Origin of the sequence: Streptomyces sp. NPDC006326 (genome assembly GCF_040612915.1) — a bacterium.
Classification (GTDB): domain Bacteria; phylum Actinomycetota; class Actinomycetes; order Streptomycetales; family Streptomycetaceae; genus Streptomyces.
Genome location: NZ_JBEXRC010000074.1, coordinates 1 through 23,060, shown reverse-complemented (window position 1 = coordinate 23,060; position 23,060 = coordinate 1). Strand labels below are relative to the sequence as shown.

Annotated in this window: 21 protein-coding genes; 13 read left to right on the top strand and 8 right to left on the bottom strand. The window is 73.1% G+C overall.

The annotated features are described in order from the left end of the window. Nucleotides 1-1,387 precede the first annotated feature (1,387 nt). From ABZ128_RS33725 to tdh, 3 genes are all read right to left on the bottom strand, one after another. On the bottom strand, nt 1,388-2,302 hold the full coding sequence (locus tag ABZ128_RS33725) for a LysR substrate-binding domain-containing protein (protein ID WP_356853493.1): 915 nt from the start codon (nt 2,300-2,302) through the stop codon (nt 1,388-1,390). A gap of 12 nt (nt 2,303-2,314) precedes the next feature. After that, complete coding sequence (locus ABZ128_RS33720; RefSeq protein WP_356853491.1) at nt 2,315-3,523, bottom strand: glycine C-acetyltransferase; 1,209 nt, start codon at nt 3,521-3,523, stop codon at nt 2,315-2,317. A gap of 147 nt (nt 3,524-3,670) precedes the next feature. Continuing rightward, entirely contained in the window at nt 3,671-4,699 is a 1,029-nt protein-coding gene (tdh, locus tag ABZ128_RS33715; RefSeq protein WP_356853490.1) for an L-threonine 3-dehydrogenase, read from the bottom strand. Nucleotides 4,700-4,902: 203 nt separating this feature from the next. On the opposite strand from tdh, the gene ABZ128_RS33710 reads away from it, so the two are divergent. Beyond that, entirely contained in the window at nt 4,903-5,817 is a 915-nt protein-coding gene (locus ABZ128_RS33710) for an alpha/beta hydrolase (RefSeq protein WP_356853488.1), read from the top strand. 34 nt (nt 5,818-5,851) lie between these two features. Here the strand turns inward: ABZ128_RS33710 and ABZ128_RS33705 are convergent, their stop codons facing one another. Continuing rightward, complete coding sequence (locus ABZ128_RS33705) at nt 5,852-6,595, bottom strand: class I SAM-dependent methyltransferase (RefSeq protein ID WP_356853487.1); 744 nt, start codon at nt 6,593-6,595, stop codon at nt 5,852-5,854. Nucleotides 6,596-6,869: 274 nt separating this feature from the next. On the opposite strand from ABZ128_RS33705, the gene ABZ128_RS33700 reads away from it, so the two are divergent. Beyond that, on the top strand, nt 6,870-9,092 hold the full coding sequence (locus ABZ128_RS33700; protein ID WP_356853486.1) for a SpoIIE family protein phosphatase: 2,223 nt from the start codon (nt 6,870-6,872) through the stop codon (nt 9,090-9,092). A gap of 343 nt (nt 9,093-9,435) precedes the next feature. After that, nucleotides 9,436-10,845: an APC family permease gene (locus tag ABZ128_RS33695; RefSeq protein ID WP_356853484.1), complete on the top strand. Its 1,410-nt coding sequence runs from the start codon at nt 9,436-9,438 to the stop codon at nt 10,843-10,845. 67 nt (nt 10,846-10,912) lie between these two features. Here the strand turns inward: ABZ128_RS33695 and ABZ128_RS33690 are convergent, their stop codons facing one another. Both ABZ128_RS33690 and ABZ128_RS33685 read right to left on the bottom strand, forming a co-directional pair. Continuing rightward, nucleotides 10,913-12,727, bottom strand: coding sequence for a glycoside hydrolase family 15 protein (locus ABZ128_RS33690; RefSeq protein ID WP_356853482.1), 1,815 nt, complete (start codon nt 12,725-12,727; stop codon nt 10,913-10,915). A 67-nt stretch (nt 12,728-12,794) separates the two neighbouring features. Next, nucleotides 12,795-13,349 carry a DoxX family membrane protein gene (locus tag ABZ128_RS33685; protein WP_356853480.1) on the bottom strand — a complete coding sequence of 185 codons (555 nt, stop codon included), beginning with the start codon at nt 13,347-13,349 and terminating at the stop codon, nt 12,795-12,797. A 147-nt stretch (nt 13,350-13,496) separates the two neighbouring features. Between ABZ128_RS33685 and ABZ128_RS33680 the strand changes: the two genes are divergently transcribed. The 3 genes from ABZ128_RS33680 (at nt 13,497) to ABZ128_RS33670 (ending at nt 14,940) form a co-directional block, all read left to right on the top strand. Further along, entirely contained in the window at nt 13,497-13,961 is a 465-nt protein-coding gene (locus ABZ128_RS33680; protein WP_356853479.1) for a MarR family transcriptional regulator, read from the top strand. A 27-nt stretch (nt 13,962-13,988) separates the two neighbouring features. Further along, the gene (locus ABZ128_RS33675) at nt 13,989-14,288 is read left to right on the top strand and encodes a YkvA family protein (protein WP_356853477.1); all 300 of its coding nucleotides are present in this window, start codon (nt 13,989-13,991) and stop codon (nt 14,286-14,288) included. Nucleotides 14,289-14,382: 94 nt separating this feature from the next. Continuing rightward, the gene (locus tag ABZ128_RS33670) at nt 14,383-14,940 is read left to right on the top strand and encodes a GNAT family N-acetyltransferase (protein ID WP_356853475.1); all 558 of its coding nucleotides are present in this window, start codon (nt 14,383-14,385) and stop codon (nt 14,938-14,940) included. Between the two features lie 18 nt (nt 14,941-14,958). On the opposite strand, the gene ABZ128_RS33665 is transcribed toward ABZ128_RS33670, so the two are convergent. Then, the gene (locus ABZ128_RS33665; RefSeq protein ID WP_356853473.1) at nt 14,959-15,594 is read right to left on the bottom strand and encodes an alpha-ketoglutarate-dependent dioxygenase AlkB; all 636 of its coding nucleotides are present in this window, start codon (nt 15,592-15,594) and stop codon (nt 14,959-14,961) included. A gap of 384 nt (nt 15,595-15,978) precedes the next feature. On the opposite strand from ABZ128_RS33665, the gene ABZ128_RS33660 reads away from it, so the two are divergent. The 4 genes from ABZ128_RS33660 (at nt 15,979) to ABZ128_RS33645 (ending at nt 20,152) form a co-directional block, all read left to right on the top strand. Next, on the top strand, nt 15,979-17,970 hold the full coding sequence (locus ABZ128_RS33660; RefSeq protein WP_356853471.1) for an amino acid transporter: 1,992 nt from the start codon (nt 15,979-15,981) through the stop codon (nt 17,968-17,970). Between the two features lie 103 nt (nt 17,971-18,073). Then, complete coding sequence (dhaK, locus tag ABZ128_RS33655; protein ID WP_356853470.1) at nt 18,074-19,078, top strand: dihydroxyacetone kinase subunit DhaK; 1,005 nt, start codon at nt 18,074-18,076, stop codon at nt 19,076-19,078. A 76-nt stretch (nt 19,079-19,154) separates the two neighbouring features. Next, complete coding sequence (gene dhaL / locus ABZ128_RS33650; protein ID WP_356853469.1) at nt 19,155-19,751, top strand: dihydroxyacetone kinase subunit DhaL; 597 nt, start codon at nt 19,155-19,157, stop codon at nt 19,749-19,751. Continuing rightward, complete coding sequence (locus tag ABZ128_RS33645; RefSeq protein WP_356853467.1) at nt 19,748-20,152, top strand: PTS fructose transporter subunit IIA; 405 nt, start codon at nt 19,748-19,750, stop codon at nt 20,150-20,152. Before dhaL ends, ABZ128_RS33645 begins: the two co-directional genes overlap by 4 nt. 71 nt (nt 20,153-20,223) lie before the next feature. On the opposite strand, the gene ABZ128_RS33640 is transcribed toward ABZ128_RS33645, so the two are convergent. Next, nucleotides 20,224-20,604 (bottom strand): RNA-binding S4 domain-containing protein, encoded by a 381-nt coding sequence (locus tag ABZ128_RS33640; protein WP_356853465.1) that lies wholly within the window; start codon nt 20,602-20,604, stop codon nt 20,224-20,226. A gap of 134 nt (nt 20,605-20,738) precedes the next feature. Between ABZ128_RS33640 and ABZ128_RS33635 the strand changes: the two genes are divergently transcribed. From ABZ128_RS33635 to ABZ128_RS33625, 3 genes are all read left to right on the top strand, one after another. Beyond that, on the top strand, nt 20,739-21,134 hold the full coding sequence (locus ABZ128_RS33635) for a helix-turn-helix transcriptional regulator (protein ID WP_356853463.1): 396 nt from the start codon (nt 20,739-20,741) through the stop codon (nt 21,132-21,134). A 116-nt stretch (nt 21,135-21,250) separates the two neighbouring features. Beyond that, nucleotides 21,251-22,066 (top strand): molybdate ABC transporter substrate-binding protein, encoded by an 816-nt coding sequence (gene modA / locus ABZ128_RS33630; RefSeq protein WP_356853461.1) that lies wholly within the window; start codon nt 21,251-21,253, stop codon nt 22,064-22,066. A gap of 97 nt (nt 22,067-22,163) precedes the next feature. Then, on the top strand, nt 22,164-23,060 hold an 897-nt coding region (locus ABZ128_RS33625), incomplete at its 3' end, for an ABC transporter permease (protein WP_356853460.1).

Below are 23,060 nucleotides of genomic sequence, written 5' to 3'. Positions count from 1 at the left end.
CAGCAGTTCACTGCTCGCGTCCCCCGTCAGGGTCTGCAGCCGGTCGGTGACGACGAGGGCGCCCGCGTTGATGAACGGAAGCCACCCTTGACTGCCCGGCCCGCCCCGGAAAGACAACAGACTGCCGGGAAGCCCCCGAAGGATGGCCGGGGGGACAGATGGACATACGGGCCCATCAGCGATGCAGGCGCCGTCTCCCACCGCCCGTTCCCCATCCGGGGCCGATAGGCCCCTCTTCCGAGCCCAGCCCAGGTCAAGCCGCAGCCGAGACCAATGAGATGACCATCCGGCGCCGGGAGAGGCCACCATCGCCTCAGATCGCTACACAGCCGGTCCCGGCATGGCGTCCCCGGCCCGTCTGGGGTTGCTCATATACGCGACAGATCGCTACACAGCCGGTCCCGGCCTGGCGTCCGCGGCCCGTCCGGGCTGCAGAGATGCCACAGGGGCTGTCCCGGTTGGCGGCCGGCAGGCCGTCCGGGGTTGCTCATGGGCGCGACAGATCGCTACACAGCCGGTCCCGGCCTGGCGTCCGCGGCCCGTCCGGGGTTGAGGGGATGAGACGACAGGCTCTTCAGTAGAGCAGGCAGGAAGCGGGGGATCAGGCGGCGATGATGGCGATCGTGACGAATCCCCTTGTGGGCCGCCCGCGGGTAGCCCACTGACCGCACTCTGGACCGATCCAAGCAACCTTCGGGGCCCTTCGGGCCCCATCAGGGTCCTCAACAGGTCTCTTAGTGCGCATCTGGGTGCGGGCAGAGGCCCGGAAGGAGCCGGATGCCAGACTTTTCGTCATCACGCGCAGTCAAAGGCCCACTCGCCGCCCAACCCGCCGCCAAACCTGGACAAACCACCCGCTGGTGCATGACTGGCGTCATGACTGCCATCCATGGCGGCCATCCCAGCCCCAGACGGGCCGCGGACGCCAAGCCGGGACCGGCTGTGTAGCGATCTGAGGCGATGGTGGCCTCTCCCGGCCCCCGATGGTCATCTCATTGGTCTCGGCTGCGGCTTGACCTGGGCTGGGCTCGGAACAGGGGGCCTATCGGCCCCGCATGGGGAACTGGCGACGGGAAACGGCCCGCCCATCGCTGACCTCCCCGCTTCTGGTCTGTCACCCCCCGGCCATTCCTCGGGGGCTTCCCGGCAGTCTGTTGTCTTTCCGGGGCGGGCCGGGCAGTCAAGGGTGGCCGAAGGCCATCGCGAAGCGACGCGACGAAGGAGCGCCCTTGACGGCCCGGACCGACACGGAAGGACAGTGGACTGACGGGACGCCCCCGGACTCCCTCTGATGCCGGGTGCGGGAATCCCGCCCCCGAAACCCCCGTCCCGCCTTCCGACGCCCGGCGCGCCAGGTCCCGCCCCCGAAGCCCCCGCCCCCCACCCCTCAATGCGCCGGCAGCCGCTCCGCCTCCTGGGTCAGGGCCTTCAGGACCGGGGCGATCAGGGGGTGGGTCTCCGCGCCGCGGCGGGTTGCGGCGAAGACGCGGCGCGTTGCCGGGGCTCCCGTGACCGGGCGGACCTGGACCTCCTTGAGGTCCATGCCCCGCAGGGCCGAGCGCGGCACCAGGGCCACCCCCGCCCCCGCGCCCACCAGTGCCGTCACCGCGCGGAAGTCGTCGGACGAGTGCACGAACCGGGGCTGGAAGCCGGCCAGCTCGCAGGCCAGCATCGTCACGTCATGGCAGGGGTTCCCGGGGTACTGCCCCACCCAGTCCGAGTCGGAGAGGTCCGCCAGCGCGACCTCGGGGAAGTCCGCGAGCGGGTGCCCCGAGGGCAGCACCGCGTCGAAGGGCTCCGCGTACAGCGGCAGGACCGACAGGCGGCCGTCGGCCGCGCCCGGGGCGCCCCGGTACTCCACCGCCAGCGCGAGGTCGGCTTCGCCGTCGAGCAGCAGCGGCAGGCTCTGGTCGCCCTCCGCGTCCCGGACGCGCAGCCGGATGCCCGGGTGGTCCCGCGAGAGGCGGGCGATCGCGGGGGCCAGGACCTCCGCGATGCCGGTCGCGAAGGCGGCCACCGTGACCTCGCCCGCCGAACCTCCGGCGTACGCCGCGAGTTCGGCTTCGGCGCGCTCCAGCTGGGCCAGGACCTCGTGGGCGTGCCCGAGCAGGATCTCGCCGGCCGCGGTGAGCCGTACGCCGCGGCCGCTGCGGGTCAGCAGCGCGTGCCCGGTCTCCTGTTCCAGCGCCGCGAGCTGCTGGGAGACGGCGGAAGGGGTCAGGTACAGGGCTGCGGCCGCGGCGGTCACCGTCCGGTGGTCCGCCACGGCCCGCAGGATGCGCAGCCGGCGGGGGTCGATCACCCCGCCATTGTCTCAGCCCGCGGTGGAGCCGAGCGCCGCCCGGGCGTCGACGAAGGCCGCCACCGCACGCTCGACGTCCGCCGTGGAGTGGGCCGCGGAGAGCTGGACGCGGATGCGCGCCGCCCCCATGGGCACCACCGGGTACGAGAAGCCGATCACGTAGACGCCGCGCTCCAGCAGCAGCTCCGCCATCCTGGCGGCCTCGGCGGCGTCGCCGATCATCACCGGTGCGATCGCGTGGTCGCCGGGCAGGATCTCGAAGCCGGCCTCGGTCATCTTCGCGCGGAAGAGCGCGGTGTTGGCGGCGAGCTGCTCGCGCAGGTCGCCGGCCGACTCCAGCAGGTCCAGGACCTTGAGCGAGGCGGCCGCGATGACCGGGGCGAGGGAGTTGGAGAAGAGGTACGGGCGCGAGCGCTGGCGCAGCAGCTCGACGATCTCGGTGCGCGCGGCGACGTAGCCGCCGGAGGCGCCGCCGAGGGCCTTGCCGAGGGTGCCGGTGATGATGTCGATGCGGTCCATGACCCCGTGCAGCTCGGGGGTGCCGCGGCCGCCGGGGCCGACGAAGCCGACGGCGTGGGAGTCGTCGACCATGACCATGGCGTCGTAGCGCTCGGCCAGGTCGCAGATCTCGGGCAGCGGGGCGACGTAGCCGTCCATGGAGAAGACGCCGTCGGTGACGATGAGCTTGCGGCGGGCGCCGGCTCCGGTGGCCTCCTTGAGCTGCTGCTCCAGGTCGGCCATGTCGCGGTTGGCGTAGCGGTAGCGGCGGGCCTTGGACAGGCGGATGCCGTCGATGATGGAGGCGTGGTTGAGGGCGTCGGAGATGACGGCGTCCTCGGCTCCGAGGAGGGTCTCGAAGACGCCGCCGTTGGCGTCGAAGCAGGAGGAGTAGAGGATCGTGTCCTCCTGGCCGAGGAACGAGGACAGCCGGGCTTCGAGTTCCTTGTGCACTTCCTGCGTGCCGCAGATGAAGCGGACGGAGGCCATTCCGTAGCCCCAGCGGTCCAGGGCGTCTTTGGCGGCCGCGACGACCTCGGGGTGGTCGGCCAGTCCGAGGTAGTTGTTGGCGCAGAAGTTGAGGACCTCACCGGGCGCGCCGCCCGCGGTCACGGCGACGGCTGCGCTCTGCGGGGTGCCGATGACGCGTTCGGGCTTGTGCAGGCCCGCGGCGCGGATCTCGTCGAGGGTGGCGCGGAGGTCCTCGCGGACGGTCTCGAACATGGTGCGGTGCTCGCTTTCTCCTGGTGCGGCCGGTGCGGCCGGGGGCGGCCGTGCGGCCGGCGGAGGGAGGGGCCGGGCCCCGCGGAGGGGGGAGGGTGAGCGGGGCCCGGCCGGAGGGAGGTGGTCGTGCGCTGGAGCGGGAGGCGGCTACGCCGTCCAGTCCAGGATGATCTTGCCGCTGCGGGCCGTCGCGGCCTCGTCGAAGGCGGCCTCGAAGTCGCGGTGCGAGTAGCGGCCGGTGATGACCGGGCTGAGGTCGAGTCCGCCTTCCAGGAGGACCGTCATCGCGTACCAGGTCTCGAACATCTCGCGGCCGTAGATGCCCTTGATCGTGATCATCGAGGTGACGACCTTGGCCCAGTCCACCGGGAACTCCTGCGAGGGCAGGCCCAGCATGGCGATCCGGCCGCCGTGCGTCATGTTGGCGATCATGTCGCGCATGGCCTCGGCGCGGCCCGACATCTCCAGGCCGATGTCGAAGCCCTCGCGCAGGCCCAGGCGCGCCTGCGCGTCGGCGATCGTGGATTCGGCGACGTTGACCGCGAGCGTGGCGCCCGCCTTGCGGGCGATCTCCAGCCGCTCGGGGCTGACGTCGGTGATGACGACGTTGCGGGCGCCGGCGTGGCGGGCCACGGCCGCCGCCATGATGCCGATCGGGCCGGCGCCGGTGATCAGTACGTCCTCGCCGACCAGGGGGAACGACAGTGCCGTGTGCACCGCGTTGCCGAAGGGGTCGAAGATCGCGGCCACGTCGAGGTCGACGGCGGTGCGGTGCACCCAGACGTTCTGCGCCGGCAGGACGACGTACTCGGCGAACGCGCCGTTGCGGCCGACCCCGAGGCCGACCGTGCTGCGGCACAGGTGGCGGCGGCCGGCCAGGCAGTTGCGGCACTTGCCGCACACCAGGTGGCCCTCGCCGCTGACCAGCGCGCCGACCTCGATGTCGCGGACGTCGGCGCCGAGCGCGGCGACCTCGCCGACGAACTCGTGGCCGAGTACCAGCGGGGTCTTGACGGCGCCCTGCGCCCAGCCGTCCCAGGAGCGGATGTGCAGGTCGGTGCCGCAGATGCCGGTGCGCAGCACCTTGATCAGCACGTCGCCGGGGCCGTATTCGGGTTCCGGGACGTCCATGAGCCACAGCCCGGGTTCGGCTTTGTGCTTGACGAGTGCCTTCATGGGGTGGCTCCAGGCATGTGCAGGGGGCGCCGCGACCCGTGGTGCTGGTGCGGCGTGACGACGGGCACCAATCTGCCGAGCTTCATGGTGATCAGTCCATCGAGGATTTCTTAAGCGGGTCGACAGCCCAGCTTCACGCCTATGCTCCTCCTCGTGAGGGCCCCGGCTCAACAGCCGGGGCGGGAAATGGGGAGGTGGGGGGCGTGCCGAGTCTGCGCAGCAGGGCGCTGTCGGTCGCGCTGATCGCGGCGGGACGGCGAAGACGGTTCGCGAGTGCGGAGGCGGTGCGCTCCCACGTGGCGGCGTCGGCCCGCCGGCCCGCGTCCCATCTGCCGCCGCGCTCGCTGGGGCGGGTGGCGGAGGTATCCCGTACCTTCGTCGGGGCCTGGCCGGTGTACGACGCCTCGCCGCGCGGGTCCGAACCGGCGGCCCAGGTGCTGTTCGTGCACGGCGGCGGGTACATCAACGAGCTGGTCCGGCCGCACTGGTCGATGATCCGGATGCTGGTGACGCAGGCGCGGGCCCGGGTGGTGGTCCCGGCGTACATCCTGGCGCCGCGCGGTACGGCCGACCGGACGGTCCCGGTGGCGGCCGATCTGCTCAGCGGGCTGATCGAGAGCGGTCGCGACGGGGACGGCGGCACGGTGCTCCTCGGGGACTCCGCGGGTGCCGGGCTGGCGCTGGCCGCCGCGCAGCGGCTGCGTGACCGCAGCGGGGTGCAGCCGTCCCGGATCGTGCTGATCTCCCCCTGGATCGACGTGAGCATGAGCCATCCGGACCAGGCGGCGATCGAGGCGGCCGACCCGATGCTGGCCCGGCCGGGGCTGCGGGAGGCGGGGAGGCTGTACGCGGGGACGCTGGCGGCCGACGATCCGCGGGTGAGCCCCTTGCACGGCTCGTTCGCGGGGCTGGCGCCGCTGACGGTGTTCACCGGTACCCGGGACGTGCTGAGCACGGACAGCAGGGAGCTGCTGCGCCGAGCCCGCGCGGACGGGGTGGAGGTGGAGTTCCACGAGGAGGCGGGGCTGCCGCACGCGTATCCGCTGCTGCCTGTGCCGGAGGGCCGGGCGGCCCGGGAGCGGATCGTCGAGCTGATCAGGACCGCCGCCGACCGGTGAGGGCCGCCGTCACGGGGGCGGGCGGTACCGGTCATCAGGCGGTGCAGGTCATCAGGGAGCTGACGGGCCAGGCGCGGTACGCGGTCCAGTACTCCTCGTCGCGCGTCGCGTCGGCCGGCGGGGTGCGGTTGGGCTGCCAGCCGACGGTGGTGAAGCCGGCTTCCACGGCGGCTTCGGCGAAGTCGGCGTGCGCCCATTCACGGAATTCGAAGTCCACGCTCGGCTCGGTCAGGAACTGCGCCTTGAGCAGCGGTGCGTCCCCGTCCGGGACGCGGTCGACGATGCGCAGCCCGTACGGCGACCAGTCCACGGCCGGGTAGGCCCCGGCGTTGGGCACGATGGCCAGCAGGCGGCCGCCGTCGCGCAGGTTGGCGCGGATGCGCCGGAACACGGCGTGCAGTGCGGTCCGGTCGGGCGCGTGGTTGAACAGGTAGACGGCGGTGGCCAGGTCGAAGGGGCCCAGCTGCGGCAGTGCGGCGGCTTCGGCGACGAGGTATTCGATGGGGGCGGTGTCGCAGTCCCCGGCCCGGGTTTCGGCGCGGGCCAGGTGGATCATCTCCGGGGAGCCGTCCACGCCGACGGCCCGGCGGGCTCCGCCCCGGGCCAGCAGCCGGGTGTAGTGGCCGTCTCCGCAGCCCAGGTCGAGGGTGTCGAGCCCTTTCACACCGCCGAGCGCGTCGAGCGCCCCGAGCAGGGTGTGGGTGTCGGCGGCCGAGAACGCCGCGGTGGTCTTCGACTCCATGACGCGCTCGCCGATGCTGTCGTACTGAAAGCGCATGCTCTGCCTTCCGGGGCGGGACGGGACGCCTGCGGGATGGGACGCCTGCGTATGGTGCCCCGGCTCGCGGGCGCGGGCGGTCGGTGGGCGGGAGCGTCCCCCGGACGAGGGAGGCGTTCGGGTCAGTGCGTACGGCGTACGGGGACCGCCGGCTGCCCCCGCCACCGACCGGGCCCGGGGACCGGCCGGGCCCGGGATGCAGCGGCCTGCGCGGAGAGCGCATGCTGACTGTGTGACGGCGAGACCGGACAGCGGCGGTCCTGTCCCCGGTGCCATGGCCGAGATTCTCGTGCGTGCCACGGCGGAGGTCGTGGAGGCCGTCGGCGGGTACGCGGGCGGGGCGTACCTGCGTTCGCGCAGCGAGGGGCGGCTGCTGATCGCCGTACTGGCCGGGCTGCCCGCGCCGCTGTTCCGGCCGTGGTGGCGGCTGCACGTGAACCGCCCCTACCCGGCGGGCGAGGCGTACCGCACGGGGCGGTCGGTGCTGCTGCCGGACGCGGAGACGGCCATGCGGCGCTTCCCGCAGCTGATGGCGGGGCTGCCGTTCCCCTTCGCCTCCCTGTACGAGCCGGTCGTCGCCGGGGCGGAGCGGTTCGGTGTGCTGTTCGTGCTGCGCCCGGCGACGCCCGGGGTCCCGGTCGGGGCGGCCGACCGGAAGCGGCTGCGCGGGGCCGCGGCCCGGCTGGCGCAGCGGCTGGCGGCGCTCACGGCGGCCGGGGAGCCGGTGGTGTGGGAGGGCGACCCGGTGGTCGTGCCCGCGAGCGCGGCCCCGGAGGGCAGCGCCGGGAGCGCCGGGGCCGCGGTGGACCGGATGGTGCAGGCGGTGCTGTCGGTGGACCGCGAGGGCCGGATCGGCTTCGCCAACACCGCGGCGAAGGCCCTGCTCGGGCCGGGTCGTCCGCAGCTGTGCGGGCGGATCCTGTGGGAGGCGCTGCCGTGGCTGGGGCATCCCGCGTACGAGGATCACTTCCGGGCCGTGCTGCTGGCGAGCGAGCCGGTGCACTTTGCGGCTCGTCGGGGCACGCCGCCGGGCGGGGAGTGGCTGTCGGTGGGGCTGTATCCGGGGCGCGGCGGGGTGACGGTGGTGATCGGCGCCGCCGGCCACCACTCCTCCGTGGACCCCGCGCCGGACCCGGCGGCCCGACCGGATGCGGGAGCAGGAGCGGGCCCGGATGCGGGAGCGGGTGCAGGGCCGGAGGCGGCAGCCGGTGCAGGGCCGGATGCGGGGCCGCGTGCGGGGCCGGGTGCGGGACGCGGCGGTGCCGGGCCGGCCCTCGCGGCCGAGCAGACGTCCTCGCTCTACCGGCCGGTGGCCCTGGCCATCGCGCTGACGGAGGCGGTCACGGCCCGCCAGGTGTCGGCGGTGGTCACGGACGAGCTGCTGCCCGCCTTCGGCGGACGCCAGTTGGCGATCTACCTGCTCAGTGAGAGGCATCTGCACCTGGCGTGGGAGACCGGCTTCCCGCAGGGCTTCCTGGACCGGTTCGACGGGGTGGGTCTCGATGTCCGGCTGCCCGGCGTGGAGACCCTGACCACGGGCCGCCCGCTGTTCTTCGAGTCGATGCAGCACCTGGCCGCCGCCTATCCGGGCATTCCGCTGGACGCGCACGTGGGGGCCCGGGCGTTCCTCCCGCTGATCGCCTCGGGCAGGCCGGTGGGCTCCTGCATCCTCGGCTTCGACACCCCGCGCGGATTCAGTGCGGAGGAGCGGACGGTGCTGACGGCGCTGGCCGGGCTGATCGCGCAGGCACTGGAGCGGGCGCAGCGCTACGACAGCGAGGCGGCGCTGGCGCGCGGGCTGCAGTCGGCGTTGCTGCCGCACCGGCTGCCGGAGTACGCGAACGTGGCGACGGTCGGCCGGTACCTGCCCGGAGCCGTCGGCATGGACGTGGGCGGCGACTGGTACGACGTCATCGACGCGGGTTCGGGCCTGCTGGCGCTGGTGATCGGGGACGTTCAGGGTCACGGGGTGGCGGCCGCGGCCACGATGGGCCAGCTGCGCAGTGCGGTGCGGGCCTTCGCCCTCGGCGGGGAGCCGCCGGAGCAGGTGGTCGGCGGCACCAACCGGCTGCTGATCGACCTGGATCCGGGACAGTTCGCCAGTTGCTGCTACGTGGAGCTCGACCCGGAGTCGGGCCGGGCGCGGGCCGTACGGGCCGGGCATCCGCAGCCGCTGCTGCGCCACCCCGACGGGCGGACCGAGGTGCTGGATCTGCCGGGCGGGGTGGTCCTCGGGATCGCCGCGGACGCGGTGTACCCGGTGACGGAGCTGTGCCTGGAGCCGGGGGCGGTGCTCGCCCTCTACACGGACGGGCTGGTGGAGACGCCGGGCGCGGACATCGACCTCGGGGTGGAGCGGTTGCGGGCGGCGCTGGCCGCGGCCCGGCCGTCGCCGCTGACGGAGACCGCCGACCGGCTGGTCGGCGGTGCGGGCAGCGGTGCGGCCCGGCCGGACGACGTGGCGCTGCTGCTGGCCTCGCGTGCGGGGGCGGCGTAGGCCCTGGGCGCACGGCCACCGGAGCGGGCAGCCGGTGGCCGGGGGTGTCACGCCGGTGTCACGACGAGCACATGTCGGCAAAGCGGAGGAAAAGTTGCCGACGATCAGCTGCGGTTCCCGCACCTCCCCCCGGCGCAGCATTTACGCAGATTTGACGCTACCGCCGGTACGCGGAGGGGCCGACAGCGACGGATTCCGCAGGTAAACAACTCTTGACCTGCGGATCTCGCAGGGATTCCATGTCGGCCCGGGAGCTACCGATACACCTTGCTCACCACCGCCTCGGAGGCGATACCGCTCCCGTCCTCAGTTCACCGCATCTGCCGATCGGAACCCCGCACCGATGTCTGAAACGATCAGCGCCCCCCAGGCTCTCGCGCCCGCCACCGGGCCCGTCCCCCAGAAGCTCAAGCGTTCCATCGGCGTCGTCGGCGGCACGCTGCTCACCCTCTCGTGCGTGACGCCCGCCTCGACGCTCTTCGTCGTCGTACCCGACCTGTTCTCCAGCCTGGGCACGTGGACCGCCCTGACGATCGCCATCGGCTCGCTGCTCTGCATCGGCGTGGCGTTCTGCTATTCGGAGCTGGGCACGCTGATCCCCAGCGCCGGCGGCGAGTACGCCATGGTGTCGACCCTGTCGGGCCGGCTGGCCGGCTGGCTGGTCTTCGTGCTCTCCCTGCTCGTCGTGATGATCGTGCCGCCCGTGATCGCCATGGGAACGGCCGACTACCTGGCGCCGATCGTGGAGGTACCCGCCCCGGTCGCGGGCGGCGCCGTGATGCTGCTGGCCACCCTCGCCGGTCTGCTGGACCTGCGGGCGAACGCCTGGATCACGGGCATCTTCCTGGTGCTGGAGGTCGTCGCCGCCGCGCTGGTCGCCGTCCTCGGCTTCGCCCACGGCGAGCGCGGCACGGGCGCCCTGGTGCACGGCGTGGTCGGCGGTGAGGGCGGTACGTCCTCCACCGTGACCGCCATGATGGTGGTCTCCGGGCTCGCCATCGCCCTCTTCATCACCCAGGGCTTCTCCACCGCCGTCTACCTGTCGGAGGAGCTGGAGAACCCGCGGCGCAACGTCGCCCGCACGGTCCTGGCCACCCTGGCCATCTCCACCGCCGTCATCCTGATCCCGGTCATCGCGATCACCATGGGCGCCCCGGACCTCCAGGCGCTGGCCGAGGGGGACCTCGGCGGCATGGTCACCGCCTGGTCGAACTCGGCGGTGGGCACCTTCGTCAGCCTGTGCGTCGCCCTCGCGATCATCAACGCCGGCATCGTCATGGTGATCCAGAACTCCCGGGTGCTGTTCGCGTCCGCCCGGGACAAGGCCTGGCCCGAGCCGGTCAACAACGCGCTGTCGAAGCTCGGCCGGTTCGGCTCCCCGTGGGTGGCGACCCTGGTCGTGGGCGTCCCGGGTGCGGCGCTGTGCTTCGTCAACCTCGACACGCTGTACGGCGTCACCGGTGTCTCGGTGACCGGCATGTACCTGCTGGTGGCGGTGGCCGCGCTGTTCAGCCGGCGCGGGGTGCACCGCGACGTGGCGGCCTGGCGCATGCCGCTGTGGCCGGCCGTGCCGGTGGCGCTGATCGCCGTACTCGCGTACATCCTGACCCAGCAGGAGACCCAGTACCTGCTGTGGACGGGCGGGATCACCGCCGTGGCCACGCTGTACTGGGCGCTCTACCTGCGGCCGCGGCAGGACAGCCGCTGGCTGGTGAGCATCCCGGAGGAGGACGGCGAGCACGCCGCTGCATGACGGGCCCCTGCGGCACCGGGGCCGGCGCGGGTGACACCCTGCGCCGGCCCCGTCCGCGTGTCCGCCGTCAGTCGGCCCGGGCCTCCGCCTCGATCTGCTCGCACAGCCCCAGGGTGAGGGCGGTGTTCACCAGGCCGATGTGGCTGAACGCCTGCGGGAAGTTGCCGAGTTGCCGGCCCGCCACAGGGTCGTACTCCTCCGCGAGCAGCCCCACGTCGTTGCGTACCGCCAGCAGCCGGTCGAACAGGGCCCGGGCCTCCTCGGGCCGGCCGGTCAGGACGAGGGCGTCGGCGAGCCAGAAGGAGCAGGCCAGGAAGGCTCCTTCGCCGCCGGGCAGACCGTCGACCGGCGGTCCCTCGGTGCTGTAGCGGCGGACCAGGCCGCTGCTGCCCAGTTCGGCGCGGACCGCGTCGACGGTGCCGATGACGCGGGGGTCGTCGGGTGGCAGGAAGCCGACCCGGGGGATGAGCAGGGTGGCCGCGTCCAGCTCCTCGGAGCCGTAGTACTGGGTGAAGGTGTTGCGCCGCGGGTCGTAGCCGTTCTCGCAGACGTCGCGGTGCACCTCCTTGCGCATGGTCCGCCAGCGCTCCACGTCGCCCTCCAGCGAGGGGTCCCGCTCCAGGGTGCGTACGGCCCGGTCGGCGGCGACCCAGGCCATCACCTTGGAGTGGACGAAGTGGCGGCGCGGACCGCGTACTTCCCACAGGCCCTCGTCGGGGCGCTGCCAGTTGCGCTCAAGGAAGTCGAGGAGCGCGAGCTGGATCCGCCAGGAGTGCTTTTCCGCGGGCAGCCCGGAGGACCGGCCGAGGTGCAGTGCGTCGAGGACTTCCCCGTAGACGTCGAGCTGGAGCTGGTTGACGGCGGCGTTGCCGATGCGGACGGGTGCGGAGCCGGCGTAGCCGCGCAGCCAGGGCACCTCGAACTCGGGGATGCGGCGCTCGCCGGCGATGCCGTACATGATCTGCAGATCGGCGGGGTCGCCGGCGATGGCGCGCAGCAGCCATTCGCGCCAGGCGCGGGCCTCTTCGAGGTAGCCGGTCGCCAGCATGGAGGCGAGGGTGAGGGTGGAGTCGCGCAGCCAGCAGTAGCGGTAGTCCCAGTTGCGGACGCCGCCGATCTCCTCGGGCAGGGAGGTGGTGGACGCGGCGGCGATCCCGCCGGTGGGCGCGTAGGTGAGGGCCTTGAGGGTGATCAGGGAGCGGATCACGGCCTCGCGGTAGGGGCCCTGGTAGGTGCACTGCGCGGTCCAGTCGCGCCAGTCGGCGAGGCAGTGCTCCAGGGCCTCGTACGGTTCGACGGGCTCGGGGCGCGGTTCGTGGGAGGGGTGCCAGGTGAGGACGAAGGCGACGCGCTGCCCGGGGGTGAGGGTGAACTCGGAGCGGGTGCTGTTGTCCTCGCCCCAGGTGTGCACGTGCGGCTCGCTGCGGAACCAGACGGAGTCGGGTCCGGCGATCGCGACCCGCTCGCCGTCACGGCGGCGGACCCAGGGCACGACGTTCCCGTAGTCGAACCGCAGGCGCAGGGTGCTGCGCACGGTGACCTCGCCCGAGATGCCCTCGACGATCCGCATCACGTCGGGGGCGGCGTCGCGTTGCGGCATGAAGTCGGTGACCTTGAACGCGCCGCCGTCCGGGGTCTCCCAGTACGACTCCAGGACCAGCGAGCCGTCGGCATAGGCCCGGCGGGTGCAGCGCTCGCCCTCGGGGGCCCCGGCGGGGGCGATGCGCCAGTGGCCGTTCTCCTCGTCGCCGAGGAGCGCCGCGAAGCAGGCCGCCGAGTCGAAGCGCGGCAGGCACAGCCAGTCGATGGACCCGTCGCGGCCGACGAGCCCGCTCGTCATGAGGTCGCCGATCAGTGCGTAGTCTTCGATGGGTTGTGTCATTTGTGCGATCTTCCCCCGAATGCCCGGGGCCAATCAGCGCGCCCCGGGCCGGGCCTGGACCGCTCCGCTAGTCGCGTACGAGGAGCAGGGCGCCCGCGATGACGACGCCGAGGGCGACGGCGAGGGCGCCGTGGGCCAGGCGGTGGGCGCGCAGGACGGGCAGGAGGCGGTCGGCGGCGTAGCGGCCGGGGCCGGTGAGGGCGAGGGCCGCGGCGCCGGCGGTCAGGAGCAGCTCGTACTCGATGCCCTTCGGGGCGAAGAACGAGCCGGCTCCGTGGACGGCGATCGCGTTGATCATGGTGCCGACGACTGCGGCGCCGGCGAGCGGGGTGAGCAGGCCGGCCGCGAGCCCGAGACCGCCCAGGGTCTCGGTCAGTCCGGCGAGGACGGCCATGGCGTCTCCGGCCGGGTAGCCGCTGGCGGTGAAGAACTGGCCGGTGCCCTCGATGCCGCCGCCGCCGAACCAGCCGAAGAGCTTCTGGCTGCCGTGGGCGGCCATGATGAGGCCGAGGACGATGCGCAGCAGGAGGAGGCCGACGTCGTGTGCGGGGGTGGAGAGGGCGGGCGGAGCGGCCGGTGCGGCGGCCTGCGGCTTCGTCGTGGTGACGGAGGGGCTGGTCATGGGGGGTCCTTCCTGTCGGGTCGTCCGGTGCTCGGCGCTCGGTCGTACGGTGGTTCACGGTCGTCGGGTAGTTCAAATTCGAACTCCAGGCGCTTCCCCGACCATAGCCAGTGATTCAAATTGGAACAACTTGTGTAGGCTGGAGGCATGTCGGAAACGAGATGGCTGGACGACCGCGAGATGCGTGCCTGGAGCGGCTTCCTGGCGGCTTCCGCCTTGGTGAACCGGCGGCTTGACCAGCAGCTCAAGGACGATTCCGGACTCTCCCACCCGCAGTACGAGATCCTCGTGCGGCTCTCCGCGGCCCCGGACCACGAGCTGCGGATGACGGAACTGGCCAACGGGCTGATCAACTCCAAGAGCGGGCTGACCTACCAGGTCACCCAACTGGAGAAGGCCGGACTGGTCCGCCGCCGCAGCTGCCCCTCGGACGTGCGCGGGGTCTTCGCCGTCCTCACCGACGCGGGCCGCGCGCGGCTGGAGGCGGCTGCGCCCGGCCACGTGGCCACCGTCCGGGAGACCCTCATCGACGTGCTCACGCCCGGTCAGCTCGATGCACTGGCGGAGGGGCTGGGCGAGGTCAGCCGCCGTCTGCGCGAGCAGGGCGCGTAGCCCGGTCCGGCGGGGTATACGGGAGCCATGGACGCTCAGGTCTGGCTCACCGTCGCCGCGGTCGCGGCCCTCGGGCTCGCCGTCGCGGCGGCCGTGCTGCTCGTACGGGTCGTCAGGACGAGGCGGCTGCTGCTCGACGCGGGGATCCCGCTGCGCGACAAGGCGCTGTTCTGGGTCGCCGTGGTGTACACCGTCTCGCCGGTGGACCTGATCCCGGACCCGGTATACCTGGACGACATCGGCGTCCTGCTGCTGGCCCTGCGTTCACTGCAGGCGGCTGCGCAGGCCGCCCGGCCCGGAGCGGCCAAGGAGGCCGGCCCCGCGTGAGCGACGGCGCGGAGACGCCCCGGACGCGGGCCGAACGCGGGCTGCGGCCGCGGCTGCGGCTGCGGCTGCGGCTGCGGCTGGGAGAATCACCCGAATGGATGCGACGACCCGGGCGGAACCCACGCCTCCCCTCACCCTGTCCCCCGCGACCGCCCGGAGCCGGCCGGTCGTGGAGCGGCTGGCCCAGCTGTACCGCCACGACATGTCGGAGTTCCTCGGCCATCTGCCCGCGGAGGACGGCACCTTCGCCTTCGGCCCCCTGCCGCTGTTCTTCTCGGAACCGGGGCGCGAGGCCCTGCTCATCCGGTACGAGGGCGCTCCGGCCGGGTTCGTCCTGACCCGGCCGACGGACGAGGGCGCGACCTCGATCTCGGCGTTCTTCGTCGTACGGGCCCTGCGGCGCCGCAGGGTGGGGCAATGGGCGGCGCTGGAGCTGCTGCGCTCGCGGCCGGGGCGGTGGGCCATCGCCTTCCAGGAGTCCAACAGGGGCGCGGCCCGCTTCTGGCGCGGTATCGCCACGGAGGCGGTGGGCGCCGACGGCTGGCGCGAGGAGAAGCGCCCGGTCCCGCGGCCCGCACCGGCGGCGCCGCCCGAGGACCACTGGATCCTCCTGGACACGACGGAGGCGGCCACCGGCGTCAACGGGGCCTGAACCCGGGCCCCTCGGGGGTCAGCGGACGCCGTGCGGGCGGAACTGGATGCTGATGCGGGGGCCCACGGCGCGGGTGGACTTGGGTACCGCGTGCTCCATCGTCCGCTGGCATGAGCCGCCCATCACCACGAGGTCACCGTGCCCGAGGGGGAGCCGGAGCAGCGTGGCGCCGCCGTCGCGGGGGCGGAAGGCGAGGTCGCGGGGGTCTCCGACCGAGACGATCGCGACCATGGTGTCCTCGGTGGCGGACCGGCCGATGCGGTCCCCGTGCCAGGCGACGCTGTCGCGGCCGTCGCGGTAGAGGCAGAGTCCGGCCGTCACGAAGGGCTCGCCGAGCTCGGGGGCGTAGTGGGCCGTAAGCACCTCCCGCGCCTCGGTGAGCACGGGATGGGGCAGCGGCTCGCCCTCGCCGTAGAAGCAGAGGAGCCGGGGCACGTCCACCTCGCGCTCGTACATCCGGCGCCGCTCGGCACGCCACGGCACTTCCTCGGCCAGCCGCTCGAAGAGCAGGTCCGAGCCGGAGAGCCAGCCCGGGAGGTGGTCGACCCACGCTCCGGCGCCGAGCTGGACGCGCCGGAGGCCGCGGAGCGGGCCGAGCCCGATCTCGTCGTCCTGGTCGAAGAGGGAGCCCTGGAGCCCCGGGATCGTGCGCATGGATCCAGCGTAGCGCGCATGTCGAACATTCGATCGATTAGATCGAGACACATGACGCTTTCCATACGAACCACCCGTCGCCGCCCCGTCGGCAAGCCGTCAAGGAGGCGCTAGGGATCCGCCAAGGAATACCCAAGGCCGACCCCCGTCCGCAGGGGCCGCGCGCCGGCTCGGCGCCGCCGCGGCCCGGCACGTCTTCCCAGGTGGGAGGCGGAATTACAGGGCCGGATGGCGCGTGCGGGACGGGCAGTGCGGCCGGCCCGGCGCCCTCCCCGGCCGCCCGCCGGGCCGCCGGCGCGGGCGGGCACGTACGAGCGGGTTCCGTACGCTTGCCCAGCCGTCGCCCGGATGGCCGGATCAGCGCCGTACGAAGGAGTAACCCCGATGGCCACCCCCACCCAGACCAGCCGCCTGCGTACGTGGCTGCTGGACGGCCTGGCCGAGCAGACGAAGCACCGCTCGGACTCCCGCCCGGACTCCCGCCCCGGTCCCCGCCCGGCGCAGCCCGGCGAGCCGTCCGCCGAGGCCGCGAGCGCCGTCCACGGGCGCCCCTGGTGGCGGGTGATGTGCCTGACCGGCCTCGACTACTTCTCGACCCTCGGCTACCAGCCCGGTATCGCGGCGCTGGCCGCCGGCCTCCTGTCGCCGGTGGCGACGATCGTGCTGGTGATCCTCACGCTGTTCGGCGCCCTGCCGGTCTACCGGCGGGTGGCCGAGGAGAGCCCGCACGGCGAGGGCTCGATCGCGATGCTGGAGCGGCTGCTGTCGTTCTGGAAGGGCAAGCTGTTCGTCCTGACCCTGCTGGGCTTCGCGGCGACCGACTTCCTGATCACCATCACCCTCTCGGCGGCCGACGCCACCGCCCACCTGGTGGAGAACCCGCATCTGACCGGCACGCTCAGCGGCCACCAGATGGTCATCACCCTGATCATGATCGCCCTGCTGGGGGCCGTGTTCCTGAAGGGGTTCAGCGAGGCCATCGGGGTGGCCGTGGTGCTGGTGGTCTCGTATCTCGCGCTGAACGTCGTCGTCATCGTGGACGGGCTGTGGCGGGTGCTCTCCGAGCCGCACGTCATCGGGGACTGGACCCGGGCCCTCACCGCCGAGCACGGCAACCCCCTGATGATGGTCGCCATCGCCCTCCTGGTCTTCCCCAAACTGGCGCTCGGGATGTCCGGCTTCGAGACGGGCGTGGCCGTGATGCCGCACGTCCGCGGCGATGCGGACGACACCGGCGCCAAGCCCGCCGGCCGGATCCGTGACACCCGGAAGCTGCTGACCACGGCCGCCGTGATCATGAGCGTCTTCCTCATCACCAGCAGCTTCGTCACCACGCTGCTGATCCCGGCCGCCGCGTTCGAGCCGGGCGGCGAGGCCAACGGCCGCGCACTGGCCTACCTCGCCCACGAGCACCTGGGCTCCGCTTTCGGCACGGTCTACGACGTCTCGACCATCCTGATCCTGTGGTTCGCGGGCTCCTCGGCCATGGCCGGCCTGCTCAACCTGATGCCCCGCTACCTTCCGCGCTACGGCATGGCCCCGCACTGGGCGCGCGCCCTGCGCCCGATGGTCATCGTGTTCACGCTGATCGCCTTCCTGGTGACGTGGATCTTCGACGCCGACGTCGACGCCCAGGGCGGCGCGTACGCCACCGGCGTGCTCGTCCTGTTCACCTCCGCTGCCGTCGCCGTCACCATCGCCGCCCGGCGCGCCGGGCAGCGCGGCTGGACCGTCGCGTTTGCCGCGATCTCGGTCGTGCTCGTCTACACGACGGGAGTCAACGTCGTCGAACGCCCCGACGGCGTGAAGATCGGCGCCTGCTTCATCGCGGGCATCATGGCCCTCTCCCTCCTCTCCCGCCTCGCCCGGGTCTTCGAGCTGCGCGTCACCCACGTGGAGTTCGACGAGATGGCCGCCCGCTTCGTCCGGGACACCGCCAACCGGACCATACGGTTCATCGCCAACGAGCCGGGCAGCCGCGACAAGGCCGAGTACCGGGACAAGGTCGCGCAGATCCGCGCCGACAACGACATCCCGGCCGGGGACGACGTCATGTTCGTCGAGGTCACCGTCCTGGACCCGTCCGAGTTCGAGTCCGGGCTGCGCGTGCGCGGCGAGGTCCTGCACGACCGCTACCGGGTGCTGAGCCTGGAAAGCTCCAGCGTTCCCAACGCCCTGGCCGCCCTGGTGCTCCACGTGCGGGACGAGACCGGGCAGCGGCCGCACATCTACTTCGAGTGGACCGAAGGCAACCCGATGGCCAACTTCCTGCGCTTCTTCCTGTTCGGACAGGGGGAGGTGGCACCCGTCACCCGTGAGGTCATCCGCGCGGCCGAGCCGGACCGGACCCGCCGCCCGCACGTCCACGCCGGCTGACGGTCCGCCGACGCCCGGCCGCCGCCGGTAGCGGGTCGACCCGGGCACCTTCCTGTACGCTCGGTTACGTTTCGCTGACCATTTGTGACCATCGGAGATACAGATGCGGATGCTGATCAACAGTGCCGAGACCGTCGTCGCCGACGCGCTGCGCGGGCTGGCCGCCGCGCATCCGGAGCTGGAGGTCGACGCCGTACAGCGGACCGTCGTGCGCAGGGACGCGCGGGCCGGGGGCCGGGTCGGGCTGGTGTCGGGCGGCGGTTCGGGGCACGAGCCGCTGCACGCCGGGTTCGTGGGCCCGGGCATGCTGTCGGCGGCATGCCCGGGCGAGGTGTTCACCTCCCCCGTGCCCGATCAGATGCTCCGGGCCGCGAAGGCGGTGGACGGGGGCGCGGGCGTGCTGTTCATCGTCAAGAACTACACCGGTGACGTGCTGAACTTCGAGATGGCCGCCGAGCTCGCCCAGGAGGACGGGGTACGGATCGAGAGCGTCCTGGTCAACGACGACGTCGCCGTCACCGACAGCCTCTACACGGCGGGGCGGCGCGGCACGGGTGCCACCCTCTTCGTCGAGAAGATCGCCGGGGCGGCCGCCGAGGCGGGTGCCCCGCTGGAGGAGGTGGCGGCGCTCGCCCGGAAGGTGAACGATGCCTCGCGCAGCTTCGGTGTGGCGCTGAGCGCGTGCACGACCCCCGCGAAGGGCAGCCCCACCTTCAACCTCCCCGAGGGTGAGCTGGAGTTGGGCATCGGCATCCACGGCGAGCCGGGCCGCGAGCGGCGGCCGATGATGTCGGCGCGGGAGATCGCGCAGTTCGCGGTCGGCGCCGTACTGGACGACATGGCGAGCGTGGGGCCGGCCGACGGCCCGGTCCTCGCGCTCGTCAACGGCATGGGGGCGACCCCGCTGCTGGAGCTGTACGGCTTCCACGCGGAGGTGGCCGGGGTGCTGGAGCAGCGTGGGGTGCCCGTGGCGCGGGCGCTCGTCGGGAACTACGTCACCTCGCTCGACATGGCCGGATGCTCGGTGACGCTGTGCCGCGCCGACGAGGAACTGCTGCGGCTGTGGGACGCGCCCGTGCAGACCGCCGCGCTGCGCTGGGGCCGCTGAGGCGCGCTGACCGTAAGGTGGCCGGCGTAGGGGCCGGCTGCTGCCGAGGTCCGGCCGGCGAGGCGAGGAGACCGACGTGCGTGACACAGACTTCTTCCGGCGCTGGATGGAGGCCGCCGCGGCCGTGGTGGAGCGCGAGGCCGACCGGCTGACCGAGCTCGACTCCCCCATCGGCGACGCCGACCACGGGAACAACCTGATGCGTGGTTTCGCGGCCGTCCGGGCGGCACTGGAGGCGGAGCCTGCGGCGTCCCCGGGAGCGGTGCTGCAGCTGGCGGGGCGGACGCTGATCTCGACGGTCGGCGGGGCGTCGGGGCCGCTGTACGGGACGCTGCTGCGGCGGGCGGGCAAGGAGCTCGGTGACGCCGCCGAGGTCTCCGACGAGGACGTGCGCAAGGCCCTCTACGCGGGGGTGGGCGCGGTGGCGCAGCTGGGAGGTGCGGCGCCGGGCGACAAGACGATGCTGGACGCGCTGGTGCCGGGGGTGGCGGCGCTGGGCACCTCCTACCGGGCGGCCGCGGAGGCCGCGGGCAACGGCGCGCGGGCCACGGTCCCGATGCTGGCCCGCAAGGGCCGGGCCAGCTACCTCGGGGAGCGGAGCATCGGGCACCAGGACCCGGGTGCCACGTCGTCGGCGCTGCTGCTGGATGCGCTCGCGGAGGTGGCGCAATGAGCGAGCCGATGGTCGGGATCGTGCTGGTGTCGCACAGCGCAGGGGTGGCGCAGTCGGTGGCGGAGCTGGCGCGGGGCCTGTCGGCGGGCGGCCCCGTCGCGTTGATCGCACCGGCGGGCGGCACCGCGGAGGGCAGGCTGGGCACGAGCGCGGAACGGGTCATGGAGGCCGCGCGTGCGGTGGACCAAGGCGCGGGGGTCCTGCTGCTGGCGGACCTGGGGAGCGCGGTGCTGACCGTGAAGGCGCTGCTGGTGGAGGAGGAACTCCCGCCGGGGGCCCGGCTGGTGGACGCGCCGTTCGTGGAGGGTGCCGTGGCGGCGGCGGTCACGGCCTCCACGGGGGCTCCGCTGTCGGCGGTGGCCGAGGCGGCCGAGGAGGCCTACACCTACCGCAAGCTCTGACCCCGCGGCGGCCGTGGCCGCGGGGAGGGGGCAGGTCGGCGGACGGGGCGGGGGGCGGCGGACGGGGCGGGTCAGCGGCCGCGCAGGGATTCGATCTCGCGGCGGTCGCGCTTGGTCGGGCGGCCCGTGCCGCGGTCTCGGATGCCGACCACCGCGGCCTCCACCGGGGTGGGCGGCGGCGGGCTGTTGTCCACGTAGCACTCGACCGCCACCGGAGCGCCCACCCGCTTCGTCACGGGCCTGCGGACCACGACGATGCGCTCGCGTCCGGCGTGGAACAGCCGTACCTCGTCGCCCGCCCGGACCTGCTGGGCGGGTTTGGCCCGCTCGCCGTTGACCTTCACATGGCCCGCTCGGCAGGCCGTCGCCGCGACCGACCGGGTCTTCGTCAGGCGGACCGACCAGATCCAGGCGTCCACGCGCGCCGTACCGGTTTCCACTTCCTCAGCCATGCCCCGACTCTAGCGATCCGGTGCGCCGCCGGCCGAACGACTTTTGGCAGAACGCCCAAGAGCCTTGGCATCTGCCATGTATGGCACCCCAAAAGAATTGCAAATGCGCGACAGCTGCCCCTACCTTGTCGCACATGCAGTCCTACACCATCGGACAGGCGGCGCGCCTGCTGGGCGTCAGCCCCGACACCGCCCGCCGCTGGGCCGACGCCGGGCGGGTCGCGACCCATCGCGACGACGCCGGACGACGCCTGATCGACGGCCGGGACCTGGCCGCCTTCTCCGTGGAGGTGGGCCAGGGCGCCTACGCCGACGACGACGAGCCGTACACCTCGGCGCGCAACGCCTTCCCCGGCATCGTCACCGCCGTCAAGCTCGGCGACGTGGCGGCCCAGGTCGAGATCCAGGCCGGTCCCCACCGGCTGGTTTCCCTGCTCACCCGTGAGGCCGTCGAGGAACTGGGACTCGAAGTCGGCATGCAGGCCACCGCCCGCGTGAAGTCGACCAGCGTGCACATCGACCGCACCTGACCATCCCGCCCCACCCCGCGTCCCCCACCCGCTCGGCCCGTCACCGGCGCGGGTCACCACCGCGCGGATCCGGCACCCGAAGCCGGCCGCCGACCCGAACCGAGGAGCTTGCGCTCATGTCGCCGACCCTGAACCGCCGCCGTGCCGCGGCCGCCGTGCTGACCGCCGCCCTGCTCGTGCCGGCCCTGGCCGCCTGCGGCAGCGACGACAAGAAGGCGGACGCCGCCGCACCCACCGCCTCCGCCTTCGCCTCCGCCGGGGCCAAGCCCGCGAACCTCACGGTCCTCGCCGCCTCATCCCTCACCGACGTCTTCAAGACCGCGGGCGCCGCGTACGAGAAGACGCACCCCGGTACGAAGATCACGTTCTCCTTCGCCGGTTCGCAGGAGCTCGCCGCCCAGGTCAAGCAGGGCGCCCCGGCCGACGCGCTGGTCACCGCCGACACCAAGACCATGGACGGCCTCAGGGCCGAGACCGACGACGCCTCGATCATCGCCAAGAACCGCCTGGTCATCGCCACCGGCAAGGGCAACCCCTTCAAGGTCGCCGGCCTCAAGGACCTCGCCGACACCAAGATCAAGGTGGTCCTCGCCGCGCCGGAGGTCCCCGTCGGCCGCTACGGCAAGCAGATCCTCGACGCACAGAAGATCGAGGTGAAGCCGGTCTCGCAGGAGCCGAACGTGCGCGCCGTCCTGAGCAAGGTCGAGCTCGGCGAGGCCGACGCGGGCCTCGTCTACAAGACCGACTCCGCCAAGTCCGCGGACAAGGTCGCGACCGTCGACATCCCGGACGACCAGAACGCCGTGGCCTCCTACCCGGCGGCCACGCTCAAGCAGTCCAAGAACGCCGAGGCCGCGGCCGCGTTCGTGGCGTGGCTGAGCACCCCGGAGGCGCAGAAGATCCTTCAGGACGCGGGCTTCCAGAAGCCGTAGCCGACGTCCGCCCCGTGGAACGCGAGGGGCTGCCCGGTCCGGGGGGACGGGCAGCCCCGGCCCGCTTCCTCCTCGTACGCTCCACCCAGGAACCCCGATGAGCAGACTCCGTACCCGTACTCGCCCCCGTACGCCCGTGGCGCTGGCGCTCCCCGCGCTGCTCGCCGTCGCGTTCCTGCTGCTGCCCCTGGTCGGCATCCTCACCCGCACCGCCTGGGGTGAGCTCGGCGCGCACCTGACCCGTCCCGGTGTGGTCGAGGCCCTGCGGCTGTCGCTGCTGGTGTCCTTCTGGGCCCTCGGGCTGTCGCTGCTGCTCGGTGTGCCGCTCGCCTGGCTGCTGGCCCGCGTCGAGTTCAGGGGGAAGGCGTTCGTCCGCTCGCTGGTGCTGCTGCCGATGGTGCTGCCGCCGACCGTGGGCGGTGTCGCGCTGCTGCTCGGTTTCGGCCGGCGCGGGCTGCTCGGGCCCTGGCTGGAGGACACCTTCGGCATCACCCTGCCCTTCCACACGTCCGGTGCCGTCGTCGCGGCCACCTTCGTCGCCATGCCCTTCCTCGTGATCAGCCTGGAGGGCGCGCTCGGCGGGCTCAGGCAGAGCTACGAGGAGACCGCCGCCTCCCTCGGTGCCTCGCCGGTACGGGTGTTCTTCACCGTGACCCTGCCCATGGTGGCGCCCGGGCTGGTCGCCGGGGCCGCGCTCACCTGGGCCCGCGCACTCGGCGAGTTCGGCGCGACCATCACCTTCGCCGGCAACCTGCCCGGCACCACCCAGACCCTGCCGCTCCAGGTGTACCTGCTGCTCCAGGACGAGCCGGAGGCCGCCACCTCCGTGTCGCTGCTGCTGCTCGCGATCGCGATGGGCGTGCTGATCGCGCTGCGCGGGCGCTGGACCGGGAGCGGCGCCCCCGTCGCCCGCAGGGCCGCCGAGGCGTCCCGCGGCCCGGGCGGGGCGTCCGCCGCCTCCCCGGAACACCCGGCGTCCCCCGGGGACGCCGGG

Excerpts from the sequence above, each read along its gene's own strand:
- ABZ128_RS33720 (WP_356853491.1), bottom strand. The coding sequence starts at position 3,523 with ATGTTCGAGACCGTCCGCGAGGACCTCCGCGCCACCCTCGACGAGATC.
- tdh (WP_356853490.1), bottom strand. The coding sequence starts at position 4,699 with ATGAAGGCACTCGTCAAGCACAAAGCCGAACCCGGGCTGTGGCTCATG.
- ABZ128_RS33705 (WP_356853487.1), bottom strand. The coding sequence starts at position 6,595 with ATGCGCTTTCAGTACGACAGCATCGGCGAGCGCGTCATGGAGTCGAAG.
- ABZ128_RS33700 (WP_356853486.1), top strand. The coding sequence starts at position 6,870 with ATGGCCGAGATTCTCGTGCGTGCCACGGCGGAGGTCGTGGAGGCCGTC.
- ABZ128_RS33695 (WP_356853484.1), top strand. The coding sequence starts at position 9,436 with ATGTCTGAAACGATCAGCGCCCCCCAGGCTCTCGCGCCCGCCACCGGG.
- ABZ128_RS33690 (WP_356853482.1), bottom strand. The coding sequence starts at position 12,727 with ATGACACAACCCATCGAAGACTACGCACTGATCGGCGACCTCATGACG.
- ABZ128_RS33685 (WP_356853480.1), bottom strand. The coding sequence starts at position 13,349 with ATGACCAGCCCCTCCGTCACCACGACGAAGCCGCAGGCCGCCGCACCG.
- ABZ128_RS33680 (WP_356853479.1), top strand. The coding sequence starts at position 13,497 with ATGTCGGAAACGAGATGGCTGGACGACCGCGAGATGCGTGCCTGGAGC.
- ABZ128_RS33675 (WP_356853477.1), top strand. The coding sequence starts at position 13,989 with ATGGACGCTCAGGTCTGGCTCACCGTCGCCGCGGTCGCGGCCCTCGGG.
- ABZ128_RS33670 (WP_356853475.1), top strand. The coding sequence starts at position 14,383 with ATGGATGCGACGACCCGGGCGGAACCCACGCCTCCCCTCACCCTGTCC.
- ABZ128_RS33665 (WP_356853473.1), bottom strand. The coding sequence starts at position 15,594 with ATGCGCACGATCCCGGGGCTCCAGGGCTCCCTCTTCGACCAGGACGAC.
- ABZ128_RS33660 (WP_356853471.1), top strand. The coding sequence starts at position 15,979 with ATGGCCACCCCCACCCAGACCAGCCGCCTGCGTACGTGGCTGCTGGAC.
- dhaK (WP_356853470.1), top strand. The coding sequence starts at position 18,074 with ATGCGGATGCTGATCAACAGTGCCGAGACCGTCGTCGCCGACGCGCTG.
- ABZ128_RS33645 (WP_356853467.1), top strand. The coding sequence starts at position 19,748 with ATGAGCGAGCCGATGGTCGGGATCGTGCTGGTGTCGCACAGCGCAGGG.
- ABZ128_RS33640 (WP_356853465.1), bottom strand. The coding sequence starts at position 20,604 with ATGGCTGAGGAAGTGGAAACCGGTACGGCGCGCGTGGACGCCTGGATC.
- ABZ128_RS33635 (WP_356853463.1), top strand. The coding sequence starts at position 20,739 with ATGCAGTCCTACACCATCGGACAGGCGGCGCGCCTGCTGGGCGTCAGC.
- modA (WP_356853461.1), top strand. The coding sequence starts at position 21,251 with ATGTCGCCGACCCTGAACCGCCGCCGTGCCGCGGCCGCCGTGCTGACC.